Annotated in this window: 20 protein-coding genes; 6 read left to right on the top strand and 14 right to left on the bottom strand. The window is 72.1% G+C overall.

Annotation, left to right across the window (positions count from 1 at the left end; all coding sequences use genetic code 11):
- Positions 1-54 precede the first annotated feature (54 nt).
- Positions 55-1,008 (top strand): SMP-30/gluconolactonase/LRE family protein, encoded by a 954-nt coding sequence (locus LWC33_RS08050; RefSeq protein WP_233303610.1) that lies wholly within the window; start codon positions 55-57, stop codon positions 1,006-1,008.
- A gap of 126 nt (positions 1,009-1,134) precedes the next feature.
- Positions 1,135-2,625 (top strand): NAD-dependent succinate-semialdehyde dehydrogenase, encoded by a 1,491-nt coding sequence (locus LWC33_RS08045; RefSeq protein WP_233303609.1) that lies wholly within the window; start codon positions 1,135-1,137, stop codon positions 2,623-2,625.
- Between the two features lie 40 nt (positions 2,626-2,665).
- Here the strand turns inward: LWC33_RS08045 and LWC33_RS08040 are convergent, their stop codons facing one another.
- From LWC33_RS08040 to LWC33_RS07975, 14 genes are all read right to left on the bottom strand, one after another.
- Complete coding sequence (locus LWC33_RS08040) at positions 2,666-3,430, bottom strand: HpcH/HpaI aldolase family protein (protein ID WP_233303608.1); 765 nt, start codon at positions 3,428-3,430, stop codon at positions 2,666-2,668.
- Positions 3,427-4,779 carry an MFS transporter gene (locus LWC33_RS08035; protein ID WP_233303607.1) on the bottom strand — a complete coding sequence of 451 codons (1,353 nt, stop codon included), beginning with the start codon at positions 4,777-4,779 and terminating at the stop codon, positions 3,427-3,429. Before LWC33_RS08035 ends, LWC33_RS08040 begins: the two co-directional genes overlap by 4 nt.
- A gap of 66 nt (positions 4,780-4,845) precedes the next feature.
- Positions 4,846-5,295 (bottom strand): Rieske (2Fe-2S) protein, encoded by a 450-nt coding sequence (locus tag LWC33_RS08030; protein WP_233303606.1) that lies wholly within the window; start codon positions 5,293-5,295, stop codon positions 4,846-4,848.
- Positions 5,288-6,418 (bottom strand): amidohydrolase family protein, encoded by a 1,131-nt coding sequence (locus LWC33_RS08025; RefSeq protein ID WP_233303605.1) that lies wholly within the window; start codon positions 6,416-6,418, stop codon positions 5,288-5,290. The genes LWC33_RS08030 and LWC33_RS08025 overlap by 8 nt, the downstream gene beginning before the upstream one ends.
- The gene (locus tag LWC33_RS08020; protein WP_233303604.1) at positions 6,415-7,461 is read right to left on the bottom strand and encodes an amidohydrolase family protein; all 1,047 of its coding nucleotides are present in this window, start codon (positions 7,459-7,461) and stop codon (positions 6,415-6,417) included. Before LWC33_RS08020 ends, LWC33_RS08025 begins: the two co-directional genes overlap by 4 nt.
- Positions 7,462-7,580: 119 nt before the next feature.
- Positions 7,581-8,348, bottom strand: a complete 768-nt coding sequence (locus LWC33_RS08015; RefSeq protein WP_233303603.1) for an IclR family transcriptional regulator — start codon at positions 8,346-8,348, stop codon at positions 7,581-7,583.
- Between the two features lie 269 nt (positions 8,349-8,617).
- Complete coding sequence (locus LWC33_RS08010; RefSeq protein ID WP_233303602.1) at positions 8,618-8,839, bottom strand: acyl-CoA carboxylase biotin carboxyl carrier protein subunit; 222 nt, start codon at positions 8,837-8,839, stop codon at positions 8,618-8,620.
- A 37-nt stretch (positions 8,840-8,876) separates the two neighbouring features.
- Positions 8,877-10,073 (bottom strand): ABC transporter ATP-binding protein, encoded by a 1,197-nt coding sequence (locus LWC33_RS08005; RefSeq protein ID WP_233303601.1) that lies wholly within the window; start codon positions 10,071-10,073, stop codon positions 8,877-8,879.
- 8 nt (positions 10,074-10,081) lie between these two features.
- Positions 10,082-10,966 (bottom strand): carbohydrate ABC transporter permease, encoded by an 885-nt coding sequence (locus LWC33_RS08000; RefSeq protein WP_233303600.1) that lies wholly within the window; start codon positions 10,964-10,966, stop codon positions 10,082-10,084.
- Positions 10,963-11,892 carry a carbohydrate ABC transporter permease gene (locus LWC33_RS07995; protein WP_233303599.1) on the bottom strand — a complete coding sequence of 310 codons (930 nt, stop codon included), beginning with the start codon at positions 11,890-11,892 and terminating at the stop codon, positions 10,963-10,965. Before LWC33_RS07995 ends, LWC33_RS08000 begins: the two co-directional genes overlap by 4 nt.
- On the bottom strand, positions 11,889-13,151 hold the full coding sequence (locus tag LWC33_RS07990) for an ABC transporter substrate-binding protein (RefSeq protein ID WP_233303598.1): 1,263 nt from the start codon (positions 13,149-13,151) through the stop codon (positions 11,889-11,891). Before LWC33_RS07990 ends, LWC33_RS07995 begins: the two co-directional genes overlap by 4 nt.
- Complete coding sequence (locus LWC33_RS07985; protein WP_233303597.1) at positions 13,148-14,725, bottom strand: class I adenylate-forming enzyme family protein; 1,578 nt, start codon at positions 14,723-14,725, stop codon at positions 13,148-13,150. The genes LWC33_RS07990 and LWC33_RS07985 overlap by 4 nt, the downstream gene beginning before the upstream one ends.
- A complete protein-coding gene (locus tag LWC33_RS07980; protein ID WP_233303596.1) occupies positions 14,713-16,098 on the bottom strand; it encodes a 4-hydroxyphenylacetate 3-hydroxylase N-terminal domain-containing protein in 1,386 nt (461 codons plus the stop codon). Before LWC33_RS07980 ends, LWC33_RS07985 begins: the two co-directional genes overlap by 13 nt.
- A gap of 78 nt (positions 16,099-16,176) precedes the next feature.
- Positions 16,177-17,772, bottom strand: a complete 1,596-nt coding sequence (locus tag LWC33_RS07975) for an acyl-CoA carboxylase subunit beta (RefSeq protein ID WP_233303595.1) — start codon at positions 17,770-17,772, stop codon at positions 16,177-16,179.
- 119 nt (positions 17,773-17,891) lie between these two features.
- Here LWC33_RS07975 and LWC33_RS07970 point away from each other — a divergent pair, with 119 nt between their 5' ends.
- From LWC33_RS07970 to LWC33_RS07955, 4 genes are all read left to right on the top strand, one after another.
- A complete protein-coding gene (locus tag LWC33_RS07970; protein WP_233303594.1) occupies positions 17,892-18,539 on the top strand; it encodes a MarR family winged helix-turn-helix transcriptional regulator in 648 nt (215 codons plus the stop codon).
- 173 nt (positions 18,540-18,712) lie between these two features.
- Positions 18,713-19,741 carry an FO synthase gene (locus LWC33_RS07965; RefSeq protein ID WP_233303593.1) on the top strand — a complete coding sequence of 343 codons (1,029 nt, stop codon included), beginning with the start codon at positions 18,713-18,715 and terminating at the stop codon, positions 19,739-19,741.
- 32 nt (positions 19,742-19,773) lie between these two features.
- On the top strand, positions 19,774-21,234 hold the full coding sequence (locus tag LWC33_RS07960; protein ID WP_233303592.1) for a flavin-containing monooxygenase: 1,461 nt from the start codon (positions 19,774-19,776) through the stop codon (positions 21,232-21,234).
- 85 nt (positions 21,235-21,319) lie between these two features.
- On the top strand, positions 21,320-21,691 hold the full coding sequence (locus LWC33_RS07955; RefSeq protein ID WP_233303591.1) for an LLM class oxidoreductase: 372 nt from the start codon (positions 21,320-21,322) through the stop codon (positions 21,689-21,691).
- Positions 21,692-21,844 lie beyond the last annotated feature (153 nt).

The following is a 21,844-nucleotide window of genomic DNA, read 5'->3' as shown; positions in this document are numbered from 1 at the left end:
GACAGTGTGACGTTGGGAGCCGCAGTGACCCTCCCCGGCAGCACGGTCCGGCCCGTGGCCCCCGATTCCCCCGGTGGCGGGCTCGGCCCGGTGATCGGCCCCGAACCGACCTACGAGATCCTCGACCCCGCGTTCGGCGCGTGCGTCGACCCGGTGTCCTGGCTCGAGCGCCTCTCCGGCGGCCACCGCTGGACCGAGGGGCCGGCGTACTACGCGGACCTGCGGTGCCTCGTGTTCAGCGACATCCCCAACCAGAAGCTGCTGCGCTACGACGAGGAGTCCGGCGCCGTGTCGGTGCTCCGCGCGTCGACCGGGCACGCCAACGGGAACACCCGGGACCGCCGGGGCCGCCTCGTCACCTGCGAGCAGGGGGCGCGACGGGTGGTGCGGACCGAGCCGGACGGCTCCACGACCGTCCTGGCCGACTCGTACCGCGGCCGCCGGCTCAACTCCCCCAACGACGTCGTGGTCAAGTCTGACGGGACCATCTGGTTCACTGACCCCAGCTACGGGATCATGTCCGACTACGTCGGGAACAGGGCCGAGCAGGAGCAGGACACCAACAACGTCTACCGGATCGACCCGGACGGCACGATCACCGCGGTCGCCGACGACGTGGTGATGCCGAACGGGCTCGCCTTCTCCCCGGACGAGTCGCTCCTCTACGTGGCCGACTCGGCCTTCCTCACCGACGCATCGGCGCCCCGGCACCTCCGCCGCTTCGCGGTGGACGCGGACAACGGTCTCGCCGACCGGGGCGTCCTGGCGGAGGTGGAGCCCGGCATCCCCGACGGGTTCCGCGCGGACACCGACGGCCGTCTGTGGGTCGGGGCCGGCGACGGCGTGCAGTGCTTCACGCCGGACGGCGAGCTCATCGGCAAGATCCGGGTGCCCGAGGCCACCGCGAACCTCGCCTTCGGCGGACCCAAGCGCAACCGCCTCTACATCACCGCGACGTCGTCGCTCTACGCGATCTACCTGAACGTCACGGGCGCCCAGTCGCCCTGACACCGGACCGCCGGGCACCCGGACCGTTCCCGCGCCCGGACCTCCTGCCGACCCGCCTGCGCGCGCCGGGCGTCGACCCCTGCCGCCCTGCGCCGCTCACCCTCAGCTGCGACGGAGAACCCTCTGATGACCACCATCGACGCCCCGGCACCCGACCGCCTGCCCACGGACGTCCCGACGCGGCTCTTCATCGGCGGGCGCTGGATCGCCGGGTCGGACGGGGCGACGATGCCCGTCGAGGACCCGGCCACCGGGCAGGTCCTGTGCCACGTCGCCGACGCCTCGCCCGCCGACGGGGTCGCGGCGCTCGACGCCGCCCGCGCCGCGGGCCCGGCCTGGGCAGCCGCCCCGGCCCGCGAGCGCAGCCGGGTCCTGCGCCGCGCCCACGACCTGGTCGTGTCCAGGACCGAGGAGCTCGCCCTGGTGATGACCCGGGAGATGGGCAAGCCGCTGGCCGAGGCCCGCGGCGAGGTCGCCTATGCCGCCGGCTTCCTGGAGTGGTTCGCCGAGGAGGCGGTGCGGATCGGCGGCGAGTACGGCCGGACGCCCAACGGGGCGGCGCGCACCGTCGTGACCCGCCGCCCGGTTGGTACCTGCCTGTTGGTCACGCCCTGGAACTTCCCGCTGGCGATGGCCGCACGCAAGATCGCCCCGGCCCTCGCCGCCGGCTGCACGGTCGTCCTCAAGCCGGCGCCGCAGACCCCGCTGTCGAGCCTGCTGCTCGCCGAGATCCTCGCCGAGGCCGGCCTCCCGGCAGGGGCCGTCAACGTCGTCCCGACCAGCCGCGCCGGGGAGGTCGTCGCGCCGCTGCTGCGCAGCGGCCACGTCCGGAAGCTGTCGTTCACCGGCTCCACCGCCGTCGGCCGGCTCCTCCTGGCACAGGCGTCCGACGCCGTCGTCCGGACGTCGATGGAGCTCGGTGGCAACGCCCCGTTCCTCGTCTTCGACGACGCGGACCTCGACGTCGCCGTCGACGGCGCGGTGCAGGCGAAGATGCGCAACATGGGCGAGGCCTGCGTGGCCGCCAACCGGTTCTTCGTCCACCGCTCCGTGGCGACGGAGTTCGCAGAACGGCTCGGCGCACGCATGGGCTCCCTCGTCGTCGGCCCCGGGACCTCGCCCACGACCCAGGTCGGCCCGCTGATCGACGCCGGCAGCCGGGCCAAGGTCGCCGGCCTCGTCGACGACGCGGTGGCGCGAGGGGCGGAGGTCGTCTGCGGTGCCGCGATCCCGTCCGGCTCGGGGTACTTCTACCCGCCCACCGTCCTCGCCGGCGTCGCCCCGGACAGCGCCCTGGTCTCGGAGGAGATCTTCGGACCGGTCGCGGCGATCCAGGTCTTCGACACCGACGACGACGTCGTCGCCCTCGCCAACGCCACGGTCTGGGGCCTGGCCGGCTACGTCTTCACCCGCGACCTCGATCGCGCGCTGTCGGTCGCCGAGGCCCTCGACGTCGGCATGGTCGGCCTCAACGGCGGCGCGGTCTCGAACCCGGCCGCACCCTTCGGCGGCGTCAAGCAGTCCGGTTTCGGTCGCGAGGGCGGCCGGCAGGGCATCGAGGAGTACCTCGACGTGAAGATGATCATGATCCCGGTCCGTGACCGCGACCGGCGGTGATCCTCGAGCCCCGGGCCTCGCCCCCGCGACCGCGGGGCAGCTACCCCGTCGAGGGCGCCGCGGCCCGCGCCTCGTCGACCTTCGCCCGGCCCGCCGCGAGCAGCGCGCGGTCGTTGCCGACGGTCAGCACCCGGAAGCCGTGGCGGGCGTACTCGGCACCTCCGGCCAGCCCCGCGACGATGCCGTGCTCGGCGCAGATGCCCGCGATCTTGTCGAGCGCGTCCTCGACCCCGGCCGCCGGTGCCGTGACGCCCGGCTGCAGACCCATCGTGAGCGCCAGATCCGCCGGCCCGACGAAGATCCCGTCGACGCCGGGGACCGAGGCGATCTCGGCGGCGTTCTCCAAGCCCGTCGCGGTCTCGATCATCAGAAGCAGGGCGACCTGCTCGTTGACGGCGGCGGGATCGGAGCCGAGAGCACGTGCGGCCCGCGTGACCGCCCAGCTCCGTGCGCCGTCGGGCTGGTAGCGCACGGCCCGTGCCGCCCGTTCGGCCTGCTCCCGGGTCTCCACCATCGGTACGATGATCGTCTGGGCGCCCGCGTCGAGTGCGTGCCCGATCGCGAAGTAGTCGTTGTGCGGCACCCGCACGGTGGGCGTGACCTCGGTGCCGCCGAACGCCCGCAGCATGGGCTCGAGTTCGGTCACCCCGAACTCGCCGTGTTGGCAGTCCAGGATGAGGAAGTCGTAGCCGCAGTCCGCCATCAGCTCGACCGCGCCCGGGCTGCCGATGGTGCACCAGGCGCCGAGTACGGGTCCGCGCGTCCACTCGCGCCGCATCCGGTTCCCCGTCGGTGTCCCCGTCATGCCTGTACCGCCTCCTGTCCTTCCGTACCGGTCGCCCGCGCCGCATCGAGGCGGGAGTCCTGCAGTGGCGCGTGCGAGGTCTCCTTGCACACCCACGCACAGCCGAACGTGATCACGGCGACGGCCATGATGTATACCGAGATCAGCCAGGACGACCCGCCGGTCGCCGCGGCGAGCGCCGTCGCGATGAAGGGGGTGAGGCCACCGGCGACGAGCGCCGACCCCTGGTAGCCGATGGAGGCTCCGGTGTACCGGACGTCCGTGCTGAACAGCTCAGCGAAGTAGGCCGCCATCGGGCCGGCGTAGAGCCCGACCACACCCGCGTAGGCGACGACGATCGCGATCCAGGTGAGCGCCACGTTGCCCGAGTCGACGAGCCAGAAGAACGGGAATGCGTACACGACCGCGAGCGCCGCGCCGGCGAGGAAGAGGGGACGCCGGCCGATCCGGTCCGACCATCGCCCGATGAGCGGCCACAGGACTGTCGCGCAGGCGGCCGCGACCGTGACCCCGAAGAGCACCTGGGTCGAGCTGAGCTTCCCGTCCGCGCCGGCGTAGGAGACGACGAAGGTGATCGCGACGTAAGCCAGCGAGAAGAGGCCCGCTGCCATCCCCATTGCCAGTAGTGCCGGCCGCTTGTGGTGGCGCAGGATCTCGAGGAAGGGGATGTGGTCGCGGGTCGCCGCCTTCTGCATGCGCCGGAACTCGGGGGTCTCGACCAGCCGGATGCGCACGTAGAGCCCGACGGCCACCAGGACGAGGCTCGCCAGGAACGGCAGCCGCCATCCCCACGACAGGAACTGGTCGCGCGGCAGCAGCGACACCAGTGCGAAGATCCCGTTGGCGAGCACCAGCCCCGTCGCGTTGCCCGACGACGGGAGCGCGCTGTAGAAGCCCCGTCTCCTCTCGGGGGCGTACTCGACCACCATCACCGCCGCGCCACCCCACTCACCGCCGACGGCGAAGCCCTGCACGAGGCGCAACAGCACCAGCAGCACCGAGGCCCAGATGCCGATGCTGGAGAAGGGCGGGAGCAACCCGATCAGGGCCGTCGAGACGCCCATGAGCACCAGCGTCAGCGCCAGCATGGACTTCCGCCCGATCCGGTCGCCGAAGTGGCCGATGACGACCGCGCCGAGCGGCCGGGCGAAGAAGCCCGCCCCGAACGTCGCGAAGGCCGCCAGCGTCCCGGCCGTCGAGCTGAACTCGGGGAAGAAGATCTTGCCCAGCACGAGCGCCGAGGCCGTGCCGTAGATGTAGAAGTCGTACCACTCGACCATGCTGCCGACGAAGCCCGCGAAGGCCACCTGGCGGATGGAGGCGGGCGGTGGGGAAGGCGTCACGTCCATGTGCGCACCTGCGATTCTCTGCGGAGTGGTGGGCCCGGCGCAGGCCGGGTTCTCGCTGCCGTGCGATCAGAACTCGATCACCACGTAGTCGTGGTCGACCGAGACCTCGTAGGTCTCGGCGGTGTACGGGCCGGGGACGCGCTGTCCGGGCGCGACAGGCGGTGTCCCGGTGAGCAGGGCGCTGCCGGGCTCGACCGTCGTCTCGTAGTGGCGCACTCGCAGCCGCGTGGGGTCCACCCAGGACTGTCCGGTACGCAGGTCGAACTCCCAGCCGTGCCAGGGGCAGCGCAGCATCTCCCCGCGCCTGCTGTACCGGAACTCCCCCGGCCCGTCGGACTCGAGCAGGCCGGTGAGGTAGCCGCGGCACAGCGGCCCCGACTGGTGGGGACACGTGTTGCGGACCGCGTACCAGGCGTCGCCGACCCGGAACAGCCCGATGGACCGCCCTTCGATCTCGACGATCTTCCGCTCGCCGTCGGCCAGCTCGTCGGTGCGGGCGACGACGTGCCTAGACACCGGTGTCCTCCTCGATCGGGAAGCCGTAGAGCCGCGCGGCGTTGTCGCGGAAGATCATGGTCTCGATGTCGTGCGGGAGCTTGAGCGGGAAGGCGTGGACGGGGTCGTCGGAGTCCCAGTGCGGGTAGTCGGTGGCGAACATGATCCGGTCGGCCCCCATCTGCTCGATCACGTCGAGCAGCTGCCGCGGTCGGGCGGGCTCCTCCATCGGCTGCGTCGTGACCCAGACCTGCTCGCGCAGGTACTCGGACGGTGGTCGCACGACGTCCGGGATCTCGTCGCCGAGTCGGCGCCAGACGGCGTCGAGGCGCTGCATCAGCGCCGGCATCCAAGCGAAGCCGCCTTCGATGCAGACCACCCGGAGCCCCGGGAACCGCTCGAAGACGCCGCCAAGGACCAGGCTGGCGAGCTGGCTCTGCGTGGTGCCGGACAACAGGGTGTGGTCCTCGAGGTAGTAGGAATACCAGCCCGAGTTCGGCGGGATCCGCCACGAGTCGTTGGTGTGCATGCCGATCGTGAGGCCGTGCCGCTCGGCGGCCTCGAAGATCGGCCAGTGCTTCCGCCTGCCGAGCGGCTCCGCGGTCCGGTTCGGCATGAGCACCTGTACGAACCCGGGATGGCCGCCGAGGCGTTCGATCTCGGCGACGGCCAGCTCGGGGTTCTGCGCCTGCACGACGATCGACGCCCGCAGCCGCGGCTCCGGATCCAGCCACTCCGCGATCTGCCAGTCGTTCATCGCCCGCGCCATGGCGGCCGCCCACTCCTCGTTGAGCTGGTCCTCCAGCGACGTGAGGAAGTTGAGGACCCCCCAGCGGACGTTCACGCCGTCGAGCAACTGCTCGCGCAGGAAGGCCAGGTCGGAGCCCGGGAGGCCCCCGCCGGGCGGCCAGGCGTCGCGACGGCTGATCGCCGGGGCGAGCTTGAAGAAGGTCGTGGCGTTGTCCCGGTACGGCACCGTCGTCCGGAGGCCGATCGTCTCCAGGTGCCGGGCCCACCGCTGCGACAGGTACGGCACGAGTGCGCCCGGAGCGGGGTACATGTTGTGGACGTCCGCATCGACGATCCCGGTCTGCAGGACGCTGCGCGAGCGGTCGCGGACCGGCAGCTCAGCGGCGGTCATCATCGGTGGCCTCCTCGGTCGAGCGGGTAGAGGGCCCGGGCATTGCCGGACAACACCTTCTGCCGAAGGTCGTCGGGCAGGCCGAGCACGGAACCGACGCCCGGGTCGTGGTGGTGGTGCGGGTAGTCGGAGGAGTACAGGAGCATCTCGTCGGAGCCGAGCTGGTCGATCAGCCGGAGCAGGCCGTCGGGGCCCTCGACGTCGAGCGGTGCCGTCGCCAGCCGGAAGTGCCGCCGGATCAGGTCCGAGGGAGCCCGGTCGACCCACGGCGTGTCGTGCCGCAGGCCCTTCCAGTCCTTGTCGAACCGCCACATCAGCGGCGGTAGCCAGGAGGCCCCGCTCTCGAGCAGGACGAACCGCAGCTCGGGGAACCGGGCGAGCACACCCTGGCAGACGATGCTCACGACCTGGGCGTGGAAGAGCTGCGCCTGCGCCACGTACTCCTCGATGTAGGTCGAGGCCCACCCCGCAGGTGTGTTCGGGTGGTTGAACGAGCCGAAGGGATGCACGGCGATCGGCAGGCCGTGCCGCTCCGCGGCCTCGTAGATCGGCCAGAAGAAGCGCTTCCCCAGCTGCATCCGGTCCCGGACGAACATCAGCACCTGGACGAACGCGCCGTCGGCGGCCGTCCGGTCGATCTCGCGGGCGGCGAGCTCGGCGTTCTGGGTGGGCACGACGATCGAGGCGCGCAGCCGGGGATCGACCGCGAGCCACCGCTCGCGCTGCCAGTCGTTCAGGGCCGAGGACAGCGCCGCGGCCAGATACTCGTTCTGCATCGGCTGCACGCCGTAGAGGCAGTTCAGGATCGCCGTCGAGCTTCCCGTCCGGTCGAGGACGTCGGCGGCGACGGTCGCCGGGTCGGTCGCCGGTGGCGGTCCGTCGGGCCGGAGGAGGTCCGGGCGGACGGACATCGGGGAAGCCTGCGGGTAGTAGTTCGTGTCGAACCCGGGGAGCCCGCGCTCCACGACGTAGTCGCGCCAGTGGGCGTCGAGGTACGGGAACAGCTCCTCGACCGCCGCCAGGTCGTGGTGGACGTCGACATCCACCGCGCCGGTGGTGGGCGGAGCGGACTGTTCTGTTCGGGCATCGGTAGGGGCAGACATCAGGTGCCTTTCGGGCAGGCGGAGACAGCCGGTCGGCGCCGGCGGTCCATGACGTTCGCTGATCAGGCGGGCTCGGTGGCCCTCGCGGGTGGGACGGGATCGGGGCAGAGCAGCTCGGTGGTCGCGGCGGCCGCCGCTCGGAGGCAGCGGGTGAAGCGCCGGATCCGTGCGGCGCCGAACCTCGCCGAGGGGCCGGCGACCGTCATCGCCCCGAGCACCCGGCCCCCGGGGCCGTGGACCGGCACGGAGACGCTCGTGAGCGCCACCTCGTTCTCCCCCTCGGCCTTGGCGAACTGTTCGTCGCGAACGCGCTCGAGCATCGCGAGCAGGCGCTCCGGGTCGGTGACCGTCCGCGGGGTGCGCTGCACCAGCCGACCACCGAGGACACGGTCGACGACGGTGTGCTCGGCGAACGCCAGCAGGACCTTCCCGGACGCCGAGGAGTGCAGCGGGCTCCGCCGGCCCGGCCGGGTCACCATGGGCACCGGACCGTGGGCGTCCGACTTGTCGAGGTACAGGACCTCGTCGTCGGCGAGCACGCCCAGCAGCGCGGTCTCGCCGGTCTCCTCCGCCAGCTGGTCGAGCGAGAGCCGCGCGCACCGCGCCAGGTCGCTGTCGCCGGTCAACCCCGCGCCGAACTCGTACAGCCGCCATCCGATCCGCCACCGCGCGGTGCCCGGATCCTGCTCGACGAGCCGACGCGACCTCAACGTGACGAGGATCTTGTGCACCGTGCTCTTGCTGAGCCCGGTCCGCCGGGCGAGGTCACTGACGCCGAGCGGGCGGGGCGAGGCGTGCAGCGCATCGAGTACGTCGACTGCGTGGAGCACGGACTTCACCGAGTGCGGAGAATCCGTTCTCCCCGCAATTCCCTCGCGCGATCCACCCATTCGGAACTCCGTCGGTCCAGTGGATAGGATTTCTCGACACGGGACGTTACCTGCCGCGTGGGACGACGTCCACGGCGTGCGGAGTAGACTGTTCGCGAGAAGGAAACATGCAGGTCGGAGCCTACACCGGCACGATCGCTCCCCGGTCCGACCGCGGCCGGGCGAAGGCGGCCGAAATCACCGTCGCCGGGCTTTCTCGCCGCCGCTCGCTATCCTTGCTCACGAATGGTGGCGAGGATCTGCCTTTCCTTGACCGAGTCGTGCGGGGCGATGTCGACGCGCTCGATGGTCCCGGAGACCGGGGCGAGCACCGGGATCTCCATCTTCATGCACTCCAGGACGATGATCTCCTGGTCCTGCTCCACGGCGTCGCCCGCGGCCACCTTCACCACGACGACGCTCCCGGTCACGTCCGCCCGCGCGGGAACCATTCCCGTGCTCCTTCCGTCTTCGAGGGGTGCCCGGCCGTCAGCGGCCGAGCGAGGTCGGGATCCGGACGCCGCGGGTGGCGCCCAGGCGCAGCTCGGTCGCCGGGTCGAAGAGGGTGATCCGGCCGCCGTCCCGGACGGTGACGCGCACCGGCGCGCCGACCGGCGGGGCCTCGCCGTGGTGCCGCACGAACAGCCGTGCCCGGCGCACGCCCGACTTCGCGTCGGCGGCCAGCGGCGTCACGGCGACGAGCGTCTCGTGCCCGATGTCCTCGTGCAGTTCCACCGTGCCCCGCACGCCCGGCTCCTCCGCCGGCCCGGTGTCCACGGCCACGACGAGGTCCTCGGCCCGCACGCCGACGAGCAGCTCGCCGGCAGCCGGCATGGTCCCCTCCGGCAGCGCCGGCAGGAGCCCGCCCCACCAGCTCACGCCCTCCGCCGGGTCCCACTCCCCCGGTCCGATGTTCATCGGCGGGGTGCCGAGGAAGCGGGCGACGAAGACCGACGCGGGTTCGCCGTAGATCTCCGCCGGTGGCCCCTGTTGCTGCACCGCGCCGTCCCGGAGCACCACGACGCGAGTGCCCATCGTCATGGCCTCGACCTGGTCGTGCGTGACGTAGACGACCGTGCGCCCGGTGCGCCGGTGCAGCGCGAGGATCTCGTAGCGGGTCTCGGCGCGCAGCTTCGCGTCGAGGTTGGACAACGGCTCGTCCATGAGGAAGGCGACCGGGTCCCGCACGAGGGCACGCCCCAGGGCGACCCGCTGCCGTTGCCCGCCGGAGAGAGTGCGGGGATGCCGGTCCAGCAGCTCGGTGATGCCGAGGACGTCCGCCGCGCGCGCCACGCGCTCGGCGACCCCGCGGTCGCTGCGCTCGCGGCGGTACAGCGCCGAGCCGAGGAACGGGACGTGGTGCCACCACCGGAACCCGTCCATGAGCAGCGGGAACGCGAGGTTCCGGCGGACGGTCATGTGCGGGTAGAGGGCGTAGGACTGGAACACGACGGCCAGGTCCCGTTCACCCGGCGCCCGATCCGTCACGTCCTCGCCGTCGACGACGATCCGACCGGTGGTCGGCGTGTCGAGGCCGGCGATCATGCGCAGCAGAGTGGACTTGCCGCAGCCCGACGGGCCCAGCAGGACCAGGAACTCGCCGTCCTCGGCGACGAGGTCGACGCCGTCGAGCGCGGTCGTCGCGCCGAACCGGCGCGTGACGTCCCGGATCTCGATCCGCCCCATCAGGCCACCTATCCCTTCACCGCGCCGGCCCCGAGGCCGCTGACGACGTGGCGTTGCAGGAGCATGAAGAACACGACGGCCGGCAGCGCGTAGAGCAGCGAGCCCGCCATGACGACGTTCATCGGGGTGGCGAACTCCCCGATGAAGGTGGTCAGCCCGACCGAGGTCGGCTTGACGGCGTCGGCGGTCGCGAAGGTCGCCGCGAACAGGTACTCGTTCCAGGCCGAGAAGAAGGCCAGCACCGCCGCGGCCGCCACCGACGGCTTGATCACGGGGAGGACCACGAAGCGCAGCGTGGCCAGCCGCGGGCAACCGTCGACCCGGGCCGCCTCCTCGATCTCGGCCGGGACCCCGTCCACCGCGCCCTTGATCATCCACGCGATGATCGGCACGACGAACGCCGCGTTGACGATCACGAGCCCGCCGAGGTCGTTGAGCAGGCCCAGTGCGGCAAACACCGCGTAGAGCGGCACCACCAGCAGCGCCTCCGGCAGCATCTGGGTCACGAACAGCGCGAACCCGAGCACACCACGCCCGTGGAAGCGGGTGCGGGACAGGGCGTACCCGCAGGTCACCCCGAACGCGACGCTGATGACGGTGGTGCCGAGCGCGATGATCGTGGAGTTCGCCAGCCACCGGAGCATCGGTGTGCCCGACACGAGGTCGCCGAAGACCGCGAGGTCCCCCGGCCGTGGCAGGAGCTCCGGGGTGCGGTCGAACAGGTCGGCGGTGGGCAGCGTCGCGGTGACCAGCATCCAGTAGACCGGGAACACGCAGACGACGCAGAGCGCCAGGATCCCGACCGACTTGGCCAGCCGGGATGCCAGGCGGGCGACGAGGCCACCCGGCCGGACGGACTCGGGTGCGGCCGGCGTGGTGACGACGGCGGTCATCCGGCACCTCCGTAGCGGCGCCCGAGCCGGCGGCTCACGACGAAGTACACGACCGCGGCGGCCACCGAGAGCACCAGCCCCACGACACCGATCGCCGACCCGTACCCGAGCTGCCGGTTGCGGAAGCTCTCCCGGTACAGGTCGATCATCAGCGTGTTCGTCGCGTCGACCGGGCCGCCGCCGGTCAACAGCCAGATGAGTTCGAAGCGGCGGAACGACCAGATCGTGAGGAACAGGGCCAGGGTCAGCACGGTGGGCGCGATCCCCGGCATCGTGACCTGCCGGAAGCGGTTCAACGCGGTCGCGCGGTCCACCTTCGCCGCCTCGTACAGCTCGCCCGGGATCGCCTGCAGCGCGGCGAGCAGGGCGATCGCGGCGAACGGGAAGACCTTCCAGATCGTGACGGCGACGACCGCGGGCATCGCGAGCGCCGGGTCGTTGAGCCAGCGCTGGTAGGAGTCGACGAAGGGCAGCCGGGTCAGCGCCCAGTTCGTGATGCCGTACTGGCTGTCGAGCATCCAGATGAACACGAGGGCGGTGGCCACGCCGGGCGCGGCCCAGGGCACCGTCAGGATCGCCCGCAGCAGACCGCGCCCGCGGATCCCGACGTTCATGACCATCGCCGCCACCAGCCCCAGCACGAGCGACCCGAGCACCGACGCCACCGTGTACACGAGGGTGACCCAGAGGATCTTGCCGAGCCGGGGGTCCGCCAAGAGCTCGGCGTAGTTGTCCAGACCGACGTAGCTCCCCGCGCGGGGTCGGGCGAGCGCGGTCTGCGTGAAGCTCAGCCGCAGCCCCTCGACCAGCGGGTACGCCTGCACCAACAGCAACAGCAGGACGGTCGGCGCCACCAGCGCGAGGCCGAACCCGCCGGCCCGGCGGGCGGGCCGCCGGGCCGGCGCCGCGACCTGCGCGACGGTCACCGCTTCAACGCCTGGACGGCGTTCTGGGCGTCGTCCAGCGCCTGGTCGACCGACTTGCCGTTGGTGATCACCTGGTCGATCTCGCGGAGCACCGCGTCGCGGAACTGGTTGGCGTTCTCCTCGTACCCGGCCGGCAGCGCCAGCGCGGCGTCCTTCGTCCCGTCCGAGAACGTCTGCAGCCACGGGCTCTGGGCCAGCAGGCTCTGCGGCGGCTCCAGCGACGTCGCCATGATGTTGCCGCGGGTGTCGGTGCTCAGCTTGTCCTGCACCGGCTTGCTCAGCCAGTAGTCCACGAACTTGCCGGCCTGCTCGGGCTGCTTGCCGTCGGCGTTCGTCGCGGTGAAGATCGGGATGATCACCGTCGAGTCGGTCGGGAACGGCACCTTCACGACCTGCAGGTTCAGGTTCGGGTTGTTGCCGAGCAACGTGGCCGGGACGGCCGCGTTGTCGATCATCATCGCCAGCTTGCCCTCCCAGAACATCCGCCGGTTGGTCGCGCCATCGCTGCCGTAGGGGTGGTCCTTGCTGGCCACCATGTCGGCGAAGGCGGCCACGCCCTGCTTCACGGCGGGGCTGTTCACGGTGGGCGTCCCGTCGTCCGTCGACCAGCGGCCGCCGAAGCCGTAGACCCAGTTGGACAGGTCGTACCACCAGCCGGCGGGATCGCTGGTGCTGTGCCGCAGCGCGAAACCGAAGGTGTCCGCCGTGGTCAGCGCGTGCGCGTCGGCCCGGAACTCGTCGTACGTGGTCGGCGGGTTCAACCCGGCCTTCGCGAAGAGGTCCTTGTTGATGAACAAGGCGTAGTTCTGCACGCTGTGGATCACGCCGTAGCGCTTGCCGTCGACGAAGGCGTACTTGTCCGCCGCGATGAAGTCCGACGCCGGCTGGGTGACGGTACCGGCGAGGTCGCCGAGCAGCCCCTGGGACTGCAGGTTGTAGAAGTCGTCGACGGTCACGTTGAAGACGTCCGGCCCGGTGCCGCCGCCGAGCTGGGTGAGCAGCGTGTCCTGGTACTGCGGGAACGCGATCTGGTCGATGGTGACCGGGCTGCCGCCGGGCGACTGCGCGAAGCCCTCGACGGCCGCCTTCAGCGCGTCGCCGCGACCTGCGCCGTCGATCTGCCAGTCCGCGTAGGTGATCGGCCCGCCCGGGGCGGCGGCGTCGCCGCCCCCGCCCGATCCGCCACAGGCGGCGACCACCAGGACCGCTGCCACGGCGGCGAGCGCCCCGAGCGATCTCGGGACTCGTGGGTACCTCATCGTGCCCCCTGTTCCGTGCGGGTAGGCGCGTCGGCGGCGGCGAACGCCGAGCCGAACCGCTCGCGCAGCTGCAGTTTGTCGATCTTGCCGACCGGGTTGCGCGGCATCTCGTCGACGAACTCGACGCGGCGAGGCGCCTTGTAGCCGGCGAGGCGCTCGCGCACGAACGCCCGGAGGACCTCGAAGTCCGCCGGCGGCGCGTCGGCGCGCAGCCGGACGACCGCCGTGACGCACTCCTCGTAGATCGGGTCCTTGGTCCCGATCACCGCGACCTCGTCGACCGCCGGATGCAGGCTCAGGACGTCCTCCACCTCGCGGGAGTACACGTTCTCCCCACCGGAGATGATCATGTCCTTCTTCCGGTCGGCCACGTAGAAGTAGCCGTCGTCGTCCCGGCGGACCAGGTCGCCGGTGCGGTACCAGCCGTCCGCGTCGAGGACGGTGGCGGTGAGCTCGGGCCTGCCGTAGTAGCCGTCCATGGTCGTCGGCGCGCGGAGCACGAGCTCGCCGACCTCCTCGGGGGCGGCCGGCCTGCCGTCGACCTCGACGCGGACCTCGGTGCCCGGGACCGGCAGTCCGATCGTGCCGGGGCGCTGCAGGAACACCTCGCCGCGGACGCCGATGGAGTGCGGGCCGGACTCGGTCGACCCGTAGCCGTGGCTGATCTCGGCGTTGGGGAAGGCCTCGCGGATCCGCTCGAACAGGCCCAGCGTCGCGACGCTGCCGCCCAGGTACACCCCGCGTACCCCGCGGGTGTCGATGCGGTCCAGCTCGCCGGAGGCGAACAGCAGGTTGAAGTGCGCCGGTACGCCCATGAAGTAGGTGACGCCCGTACCGATCGTCGCCGCGATGTGGTCCGGCTCGAACCGGCGCATGATCGTTACCCGGCCGCCCTGCACGAGGAGCTGGCCCGGCACCGCGCCCCCACCGATGTGGAACTGCGGGCCGGACCCGAGCAGGTGGTCGTCCCGGTGCAGCCGGAACGTCGTCGCGGCGGCGAGGGAGTCGATGATGCGCTTGCGCTGCGAGCGCATGACCCCCTTGGACTGGCCCGTCGTGCCGCTGGTGAAGACGATCTCGTGCAGCAGGTCGTCGGATGGCTCCGCCCAGAAGCCCCCGGTGGCACCGTCGAGGAATGCGTCCCAGGAGGTCGACTCGACCTCGGGTGCGGGACCGTCGACGGTGACGATCCGCATCGCCAGCCCGTCGGCCGCCTGGGTGAAGGACTCCAGCAGCTCGCGCTCGACGAAGGCCACCTTCGGCTCGAGCAGCTCCAGCAGCCCACGGATCTCGACCGGCCGGAGCCAGTAGTTGATCGGCGCGAGGGCGAGGCCGGCGAGCGCCGTGCCGAAGTAGGTGTACAGGTACTCGACCCTGTTGTGGGACAACCAGACCACGCGGTCCTTCGGCTGCAGGCCCATGCCCAGGAGCCCGGCGGCGACGGCCCGGCTCCGCGCGGCGAGCTCGGCGTAGGTCACCGGCCCGGCCTCGGCGCTGCCCACCGCGACGCGGGCGCCGTAGCCGGACGTGGCGGCGGCGAGGATCCTCGAGTGGCTGAGCATCAGCTCGCCCACTCGGTGATGCCGGCCGCCTCGAGCGCGAGCTCGCGGGCGCGTTCCATGTCGTAGTGGTTCGACGACACGATCCGCTGGGCGTAGAGACCGCCGCCGGACTGGACGTTGGTGACCGAGTGCCATCCGCCGTGCGAGTCGGCCGTGAGGTCGCGGATCGCGTGCATCAGCCGCAGCCGGTGCTCGGCCTCGACGCCCTTGCGCCCCTGCATGTACTTGCTGACGAAGGCCCTGGTCTCCTCGTTCTCGAGGTCACCGATCGTCGGAGCCGTCAGCACGACGCCGCCGGCGATGTCGTGCACGTGGCGGACCATCAGGTTGTAGTTGGCGGCCCCGTGGTACTTCGCCGCGTTCGTGTAGAGCTCGTTGGGGTGGACGAAGCCCTCAGGGGTCTCGACGCAGTGCAGGATCGCCGCCTCCAGCCCGGCCCGGATCAGGCTGGCGTGGATCACCATCTCGGCGATCTTCTCCTTGACGTGCGAGTACTTGAGAGTCCCGTTGGCATCGGCCGCGAGGTGGGCGAAGCCGACGAGCAGATCGGCCTGCTCGGCCATCGCCGAGGTCCCGCCGATCCGCTCCCACAGGCCCAGCGAGTGCGCGAAGACCGCCGCGTAGCGCCCCTCGCCGGCGAGGAACACCCGCTCGTCGGGCACGTAGACGTCGTCGAAGATCACGAACCCGTCGGGCATGTGCTCGCGGGAGGTGACCGGGAAGTGCCGGGTGTCGGCCGAGCGCGGCGCGTAGGACGAGTTGATGATCTTCACGCCGGAGGCGCCGACGGGAACGGCGCAGGCGACGGAGTAGTCCTCCTCGCCGGCCTTCATCCGCTTGGTCGGCATGACCATCAGGTCGTGCCCGAAGGACGCGCCGGTGATGTGCAGCTTGGCGCCCCGGATGACGATGCCGGCGTCGTCGCGGTCGACGATCCGGACGTAGGCGTCCGGATCCGGTTGGTCCTTGGGCGCGAGGCCGCGGTCGCCCTTGGCGTCGGTGATGCACTCGGTGATCCGGATGTCGCGCAGCGCCGCGGACTCGCGGTAGGCCAGGACGTTGTCGCTGCGGGCCGCCTCGACCCCCTGCAGCCGCGCGGCGGCGGTGAGCATGGCCATCAGCGAGCCGAACGTGGTGCGCGTGACGATGTCGACCCTGCGCAGCTGCGGGATGCGTTCGCGCAGCTCGTCCGCCGACCGGGGCGGTTCGAGGATCGGGCTCGTGGCTCCTTCCGCCGGGTCGTAGAACGTGTCGTACGACGTCGACACCCACTCCGCGGCGGTCCCCATGACGGGGTGGTCGGGGATGGAGGTGACCCTGCCGCCCTCGAAGAAGGTCTGCCGACCGTCGTCGAGGGACTTCAGGTACTCGGATGCGGTCTGCATCTCGCTCCGCTCGTTCTGGCGACCCGTGGGCCGCGTTTCTCGGAGGCCAGGTGGTGCAGCTGCGCCGGCGCCCGGCGCTCACCAGGAGGTCGGCCAGCCGGCGAGGGCGTGGTCGTGGTCGGCGGCGGTCCGGCCCTCCATCAGCCGGTCCAGGTGGGCGCGGAGGACCTCGCGCGTCTCGTCGGGCTCGATGACGTCGTCGATGGACATGGCGCCGGCGGGACCCCAGACGTCGGTCTCCCGGCGGAGCTCCTCGGCGCGGAGCCGGCGCCGCGCCCGGCGCTCCTCTCCCTCGAGCCCGGCCAGCTCCCGACCGTGCAGCACGTTCGCCCCGACCTCGGGGTCCATGAAGCCGAACTCCGAGCCGGGCCAGGCGCACAGCAGGTCGGCGCCCATCCCGCAGCCGGCGAGCAGGTGGTGCGCGAGGCCGTAGGCCTTCCGCAGCACCACGGTCAGCTTGGGCACCGTCGAGTTGACCAGCGCCTGCTGCAGGTGCATCGCGGTGAACAGCAGCCGCCGGTGCTCCTCGTCGGGGCCGACCATGAGGCCCGGGGTGTCCTGCAGGAAGACCAGGGGGAGGTTGAAGGAGTCACACAGCAGGACGAGCCGGGTGATCTTGTTCAGGCCGTCCACGCCGAACGCCCCGGCGTGGTGCAGCGGCTGGCTCGCGACGATGCCGACGGCGTGGCCCCCGATCCGGCCCAGGGCGGTCAGGATGCCCCGGCCGATGCCGGCCCCGAGCTCGAGCGGCTCGTCGTCGGCGACCAGTCGGAGCACCCGCCGCATGTCGTAGCCGCGGCGCCGGTCCGGGCTGACGAACCGGGTGATCGGCGTGGACCGGTCGCGCTCCGCGACCGGCGCGCGCGGGGCCATCTCGCGGGCCGAGGAGGGCAGCAGCGAGAGCAGCTGGCGGAGGGTCGCGATCCCCTCCTCCTCGGTGTCGACGACGATGTCCGCCTGTCCGCTGATCGATCCGTTGACCTCGACCCCGCCGAGCTCCTCCGGCGTGACGATCTCCCCCGCCGCGGCTTCGACCACGCGGGGCGACGTGACCGACATGCACGACCCGCGCAGCTGGACGACGACGTCGGACAGCGCGGCGTGGAACGACGAGCCGCCGAAGGAGTCCCCGGTGATGAACGCGATCGACGGGATGCGGCGGGCACGGTGCCCGTACACCGGGAGGGCGGAGAGCCGCGAGAAGTCCGACGAGGCGAGGATGTCCGGGATCCGGCCTCCGCCGCACTCCCCGAGGAAGACGAACGGGACCCTCGACCGGAGGGCCTGGTCGTAGATGCGTTCGACCTTGCGGCCACCGTTCTGCGAGCTGGTCCCGCTCTTCACCGTGAGGTCGTCGCCGACGACGGCGATCCTGCGGCCGTCGACCCTCCCGTACCCGCCGATCTTGCCGTCGCCCGGCGTGTCCGCCGCGTCCTCGCACCGGGCCGAGTGGGCGTGCATCCCGATCTCGTCGAAGGAGCCGGCGTCGAGGAGCGCGGCGATCCTCTCCCGCACCGTCGGCTTCCCGCGGGACCGCAGGCGCGCGAGCCGCTCCGGTCCACCCAGGTGCTCGGTGATCCGGCGACGGCGTTCGGCCAGCGGTTCCTCGCCGGCCTGCCGGCCCGCGACATCGGCGCTCTCGAGCATCCCGGTGCGCTCTCCCCTGCGTCGCACGAGGACAACGGCGTCCTCGTTGGACGACGACCGGATCCCCGAGAGGGTGACCGGCGTCTCGGATCAGCAAAGTACTAGGGATCCCTAGTAAATCAATAGGGGTAACGAGTAACTTGCGGATGTCGCCTGCGGCCCGGGCCGCCGCGGGTAGGCTTCGGCCCCCACCGACGGGCCGGCCGCTGACGAAGGACGGGGGCACGACGATCGAGCCAACACAGAGGGACGCCGACTCGATCCTGCAGATCACCGCGAAGTGGCGGGAGCACGGCTGGGACGGTGGGGAGCGCCTGGCCGCCTCCCTGTCGATCCTGCGGGTCGAGGCGATGATCCGCGAGCAGGCGAGCAGGTTGCTCAAGGAGCACGAGCTGACCTACCCGCGGCACGAGCTGCTCTCGCTGCTGCACTTCAGCCGGTACGGGCAGATGCCGATGGGGCGTATCAGCGAGCGCCTCATGGTGCACCCGACCAGCGTCACGGGCACCGTCGCCGGGTTGGAGAAGCTCGGCTTCGTCGAGCGCGTCCCGCACCCGAGGGACCGGCGCGCCACGCTCGCCCGCATCACCGACGCCGGCCGCGCCGCCGTCGAGGCGAGCGCCCCGGCGCTGCTGGGCAACGAGTTCGGGCTCGGCGCGCTGTCCGAGCAGGAGGCGCATCAGTTGTTCGCGTTGCTGAAGAAGGTGCGCGACGCACCTCGGTGGGCCGCCGAGCCCGAGCACGAGGAGCTGTCTGAGGAGGACTACTGGGAGATGCCCGCGCCGGCGGAGTGACGGTCCCGCGTCCCGCCGGCCGGACGACCAGCCGGCGCGTGCGGCGGGCGTCGTCCGCGCGCCTCCGTCGCCCCCGCCCGCCGCGTTAGGGTGGCATCGGCGGCCCTCTCCCGGAGGTCATCCGCCGGCACGGCAGCGAGCGCCGGCGGGCGCCGCCGGTCGGGAGGTAGGAGTTGGCGACGCATGCCCTGGACCCCGCCCTGGCGTCGGCACTGCGCCGGGCCGAGGTGGACCCCGCGGGCCTCACCGACGCCGAGTACGTGGCCCTCCTCGGGGCCGACGGTCCGGAGCTCGCCGCCCTGACGGCGCTGGCCGACGCGGTGCGGGAGGCGGCCGTCGGTCCTGCGGTGACCTACGTCGTCAACCGGAACCTGGACCCGGCCCAGGCGGCACGGGACCCGGCGCTCGCCCGCGAGCTGGTCGCGGAGGCATGGGCGCTCGGCGCCACCGAGATCTGCATGCAGGGACCGGTGCCGGAGGGGGCGTCGTACCTCGACGTCGTCCGGCTGGTGAAGGAGCAGGCGCCGGTGCACCTGCACGCCTTCCGCCCGGCCGAGGTGGCGGACGGTGCCGCACGCCTGGGCGTATCGCCGCGCGAGTTCCTGTCGGCCGCGAAGGAGGCCGGGCTCGACTCCGTGCCGGGCACCGCCGCCAAGATCCTCGACGACGGGGTACGGGCCCGGCTCGGTCCGGACCTGCCCGTCACCCGGTGGATCGAGCTGATCGAGACCGCCCACGGGGTGGGCCTGCGGTCGACCGCGACGATGGTCTACGGGCACGTCGAGACGCCTGCGCAGCAGGTGGCGCACCTGCGCACCCTCGCCGCGATCCAGGACCGGACGGGTGGGTTCACCGAGTTCATCCCGATGCCCGTCCAGCCCGCACAGGTCCCGCCGGGGCTCGCGGTCCGCTACGCCGACCGGCGCGAGACCCTCGCCCTGCACGCCGTGGCCCGGCTGCTGCTGCACGGCCGGATCGACCATGTCCAGGCGGCCTGGCCGAAGCTCGGCCGGGAGGTGTCCCGCGAGGTGCTCGCCGCAGGCGCGGACGACGCCGGCGGCCTGCTGCTCGACGGCACGCTGGATCCGACCGCGGGCGCCGAGGCCGGCCTGCAGCTCACCGTCGACGACGTCGCGGCGATCGCCCCGCCGGGACGCCAGATCCGGCAGCGCACCACCTCCTACGGCCCGGTCGAGGCGTGAACGTCCCTGTGAACGTTGCTGTGGACGGCGGTGTGAACGGGGCTGTGAACGGCGCCCTCGACGTCGACGTCGCCGTCGTCGGCGCGGGCTTCGCCGGACTGGGGATGGCCGTGCAACTCGCCCGGCGCGCTCGGGAGAGCTTCGTCGTGCTCGAACGGGCGGACGAGGTGGGCGGCACCTGGCGGGACAACGTCTACCCGGGCGTCGCCTGCGACGTCCCCTCCCACCTCTACTCACTGTCGTTCGCGCCGAAGCACGACTGGACGCGCGTCTACGCGGGCGGCGCGGAGATCCAGCAGTACCTGCGCGACGTCGTCCGGCACGAGGGCCTGCGCCCCCACCTGCGGTTCGGCGCGGAGATGCTCGCCGCGCGCTGGGACGGGCGGTGGACCGTCGAGACCACCGCCGGCACCGTGCGCGCGCGGGTGCTCGTGATGGCCGCCGGGCGGCTGTCCGAGCCACGCATCCCGGACTTCCCCGGCCTCGCGAACTTCCCGGGCCCGGTGGTCCACTCCGCGCAGTGGGACCCGACGGCCCGGCTCGACGGGCTGCGGATCGGTCTGTGCGGCTCCGGCGCGTCGGCGGTCCAGATCGCGCCGCACCTGGCCGAGCGGACCGAGCACCTCGTGTTGTTCCAGCGCAGCGCGCCGTGGATCGTGCCGCGGCAGGACCGCCGGTACACCCCTGCCGAGCAGGAGGCGTTCGTCCGGGACCCCGCCGCGGCCCGCCGGCTACGCGCGGAGCTGTTCACCGCCGCGGACCGCAACGTCGCGCAACGGTTCGGCGCCCGCCCCGCGATCGACGAGCTGCGCGACCTCGCGCTCGGCCACCTCGCCGCCCAGGTGCCCGACGAGCGGCTGCGCGCCCGGCTGACCCCGGACTACGAGATCGGCTGCAAGCGCGTGCTGCTGTCCGACGACTTCTACCCCACGGTGACCAGGCCGGACGTCACGCTGGTGTCGGCCGCGCTGGAGCGGCTCGAGGGCCGCACCGCGGTGGCGCGCAACGGCGAGCGCCACGAGCTCGACGCCCTCGTCCTCGCCACCGGGTTCCTCGCCGCCGAGGCCCCTTTTGCGGGCCGGGTGACCGGTCGCGACGAGATCCGGCTCGCCGACCACTGGTCGCGGGGCATGACCTCCTACGCCTCGACCGTCGTCTCCGGCTTCCCGAACCTGTTCGTGCTCGACGGGCCCAACGCCAGCCTCGGCCACAACTCGGCCATCCACATGATCGAGACGCAGATCGAGTACGTGCGCGGGGCGCTGGACCACCTCGCCGCCCACCCCGGCGCCGCGCTCGAGGTGACCCCGGCCGCCGAACGCGCCTACACGCGCCAGATCGACGCCCGCTCCGCCCACACGGTCTGGCTCCGCGGCGGCTGCCGCAGCTGGTACGTCGACCCCCGCAGCGGGCGGCTCACGCTCCTCTGGCCCGGCTCCGCCCAGTCCTTCCGCGACCTCAACGGCACCTTCGACCCGGCCCCGTACCACTGATCACGCCCGTCCCGCCGCGCCTGCGGGAACGCACTACACGATCACCGACGCCCCGGCCGTCACCACCGGGCGCCGGATCCCGCTGATGCTCGGGGCCTCGGGCGAGCGACGGATGCTCGGCATCGCGGCGCGGTGGGCCGACGAGTGGAACTGCTGGTCCACCCCGGAGGTCTTCGCCCGCAAGTCCGCGGTGCTCGACGAGCACTGCGCCTGGATCGGCCGCGACCCCCGCACGATCCGCCGCTCCACGCAGGCGGTGCTGCAGATCGACGGCTCCCCCGCGGACGCGCCCGCCGGGGTCGTCGCCGGCCCGGTGGACCGGATCGTCGACGTGATCGGCCGGTGGCGTGAGGCGGGTCTGGACGAGCTGATCGTGCCCGGCCTCCACGGCGACGCCGACCAGGCACGGGAGCTGTTCGGCCGCTTCCACACCGAGATCAGGCCCCTGCTGGACTGAGATGTTATGGCCCTACCCCGGGCCGCCTCGAAGGATGAGAATCTGGGCGGGGTCGGCTGTGCTCGTTCGCGCTTGGTGCACGTGAACCTGAGACTGAGCCTGGATCCACTGTCGATCTTGGGTCGTGCCGCTAGTTGATCTTTGGCGTCTGGT

It is taken from the genome of Pseudonocardia terrae (genome assembly GCF_021343995.1).
GTDB lineage: Bacteria > Actinomycetota > Actinomycetes > Mycobacteriales > Pseudonocardiaceae > Pseudonocardia > Pseudonocardia terrae.
Note: the sequence above shows the minus strand (reverse complement) of the source record. Positions and strands in the feature narration are given on the sequence as shown.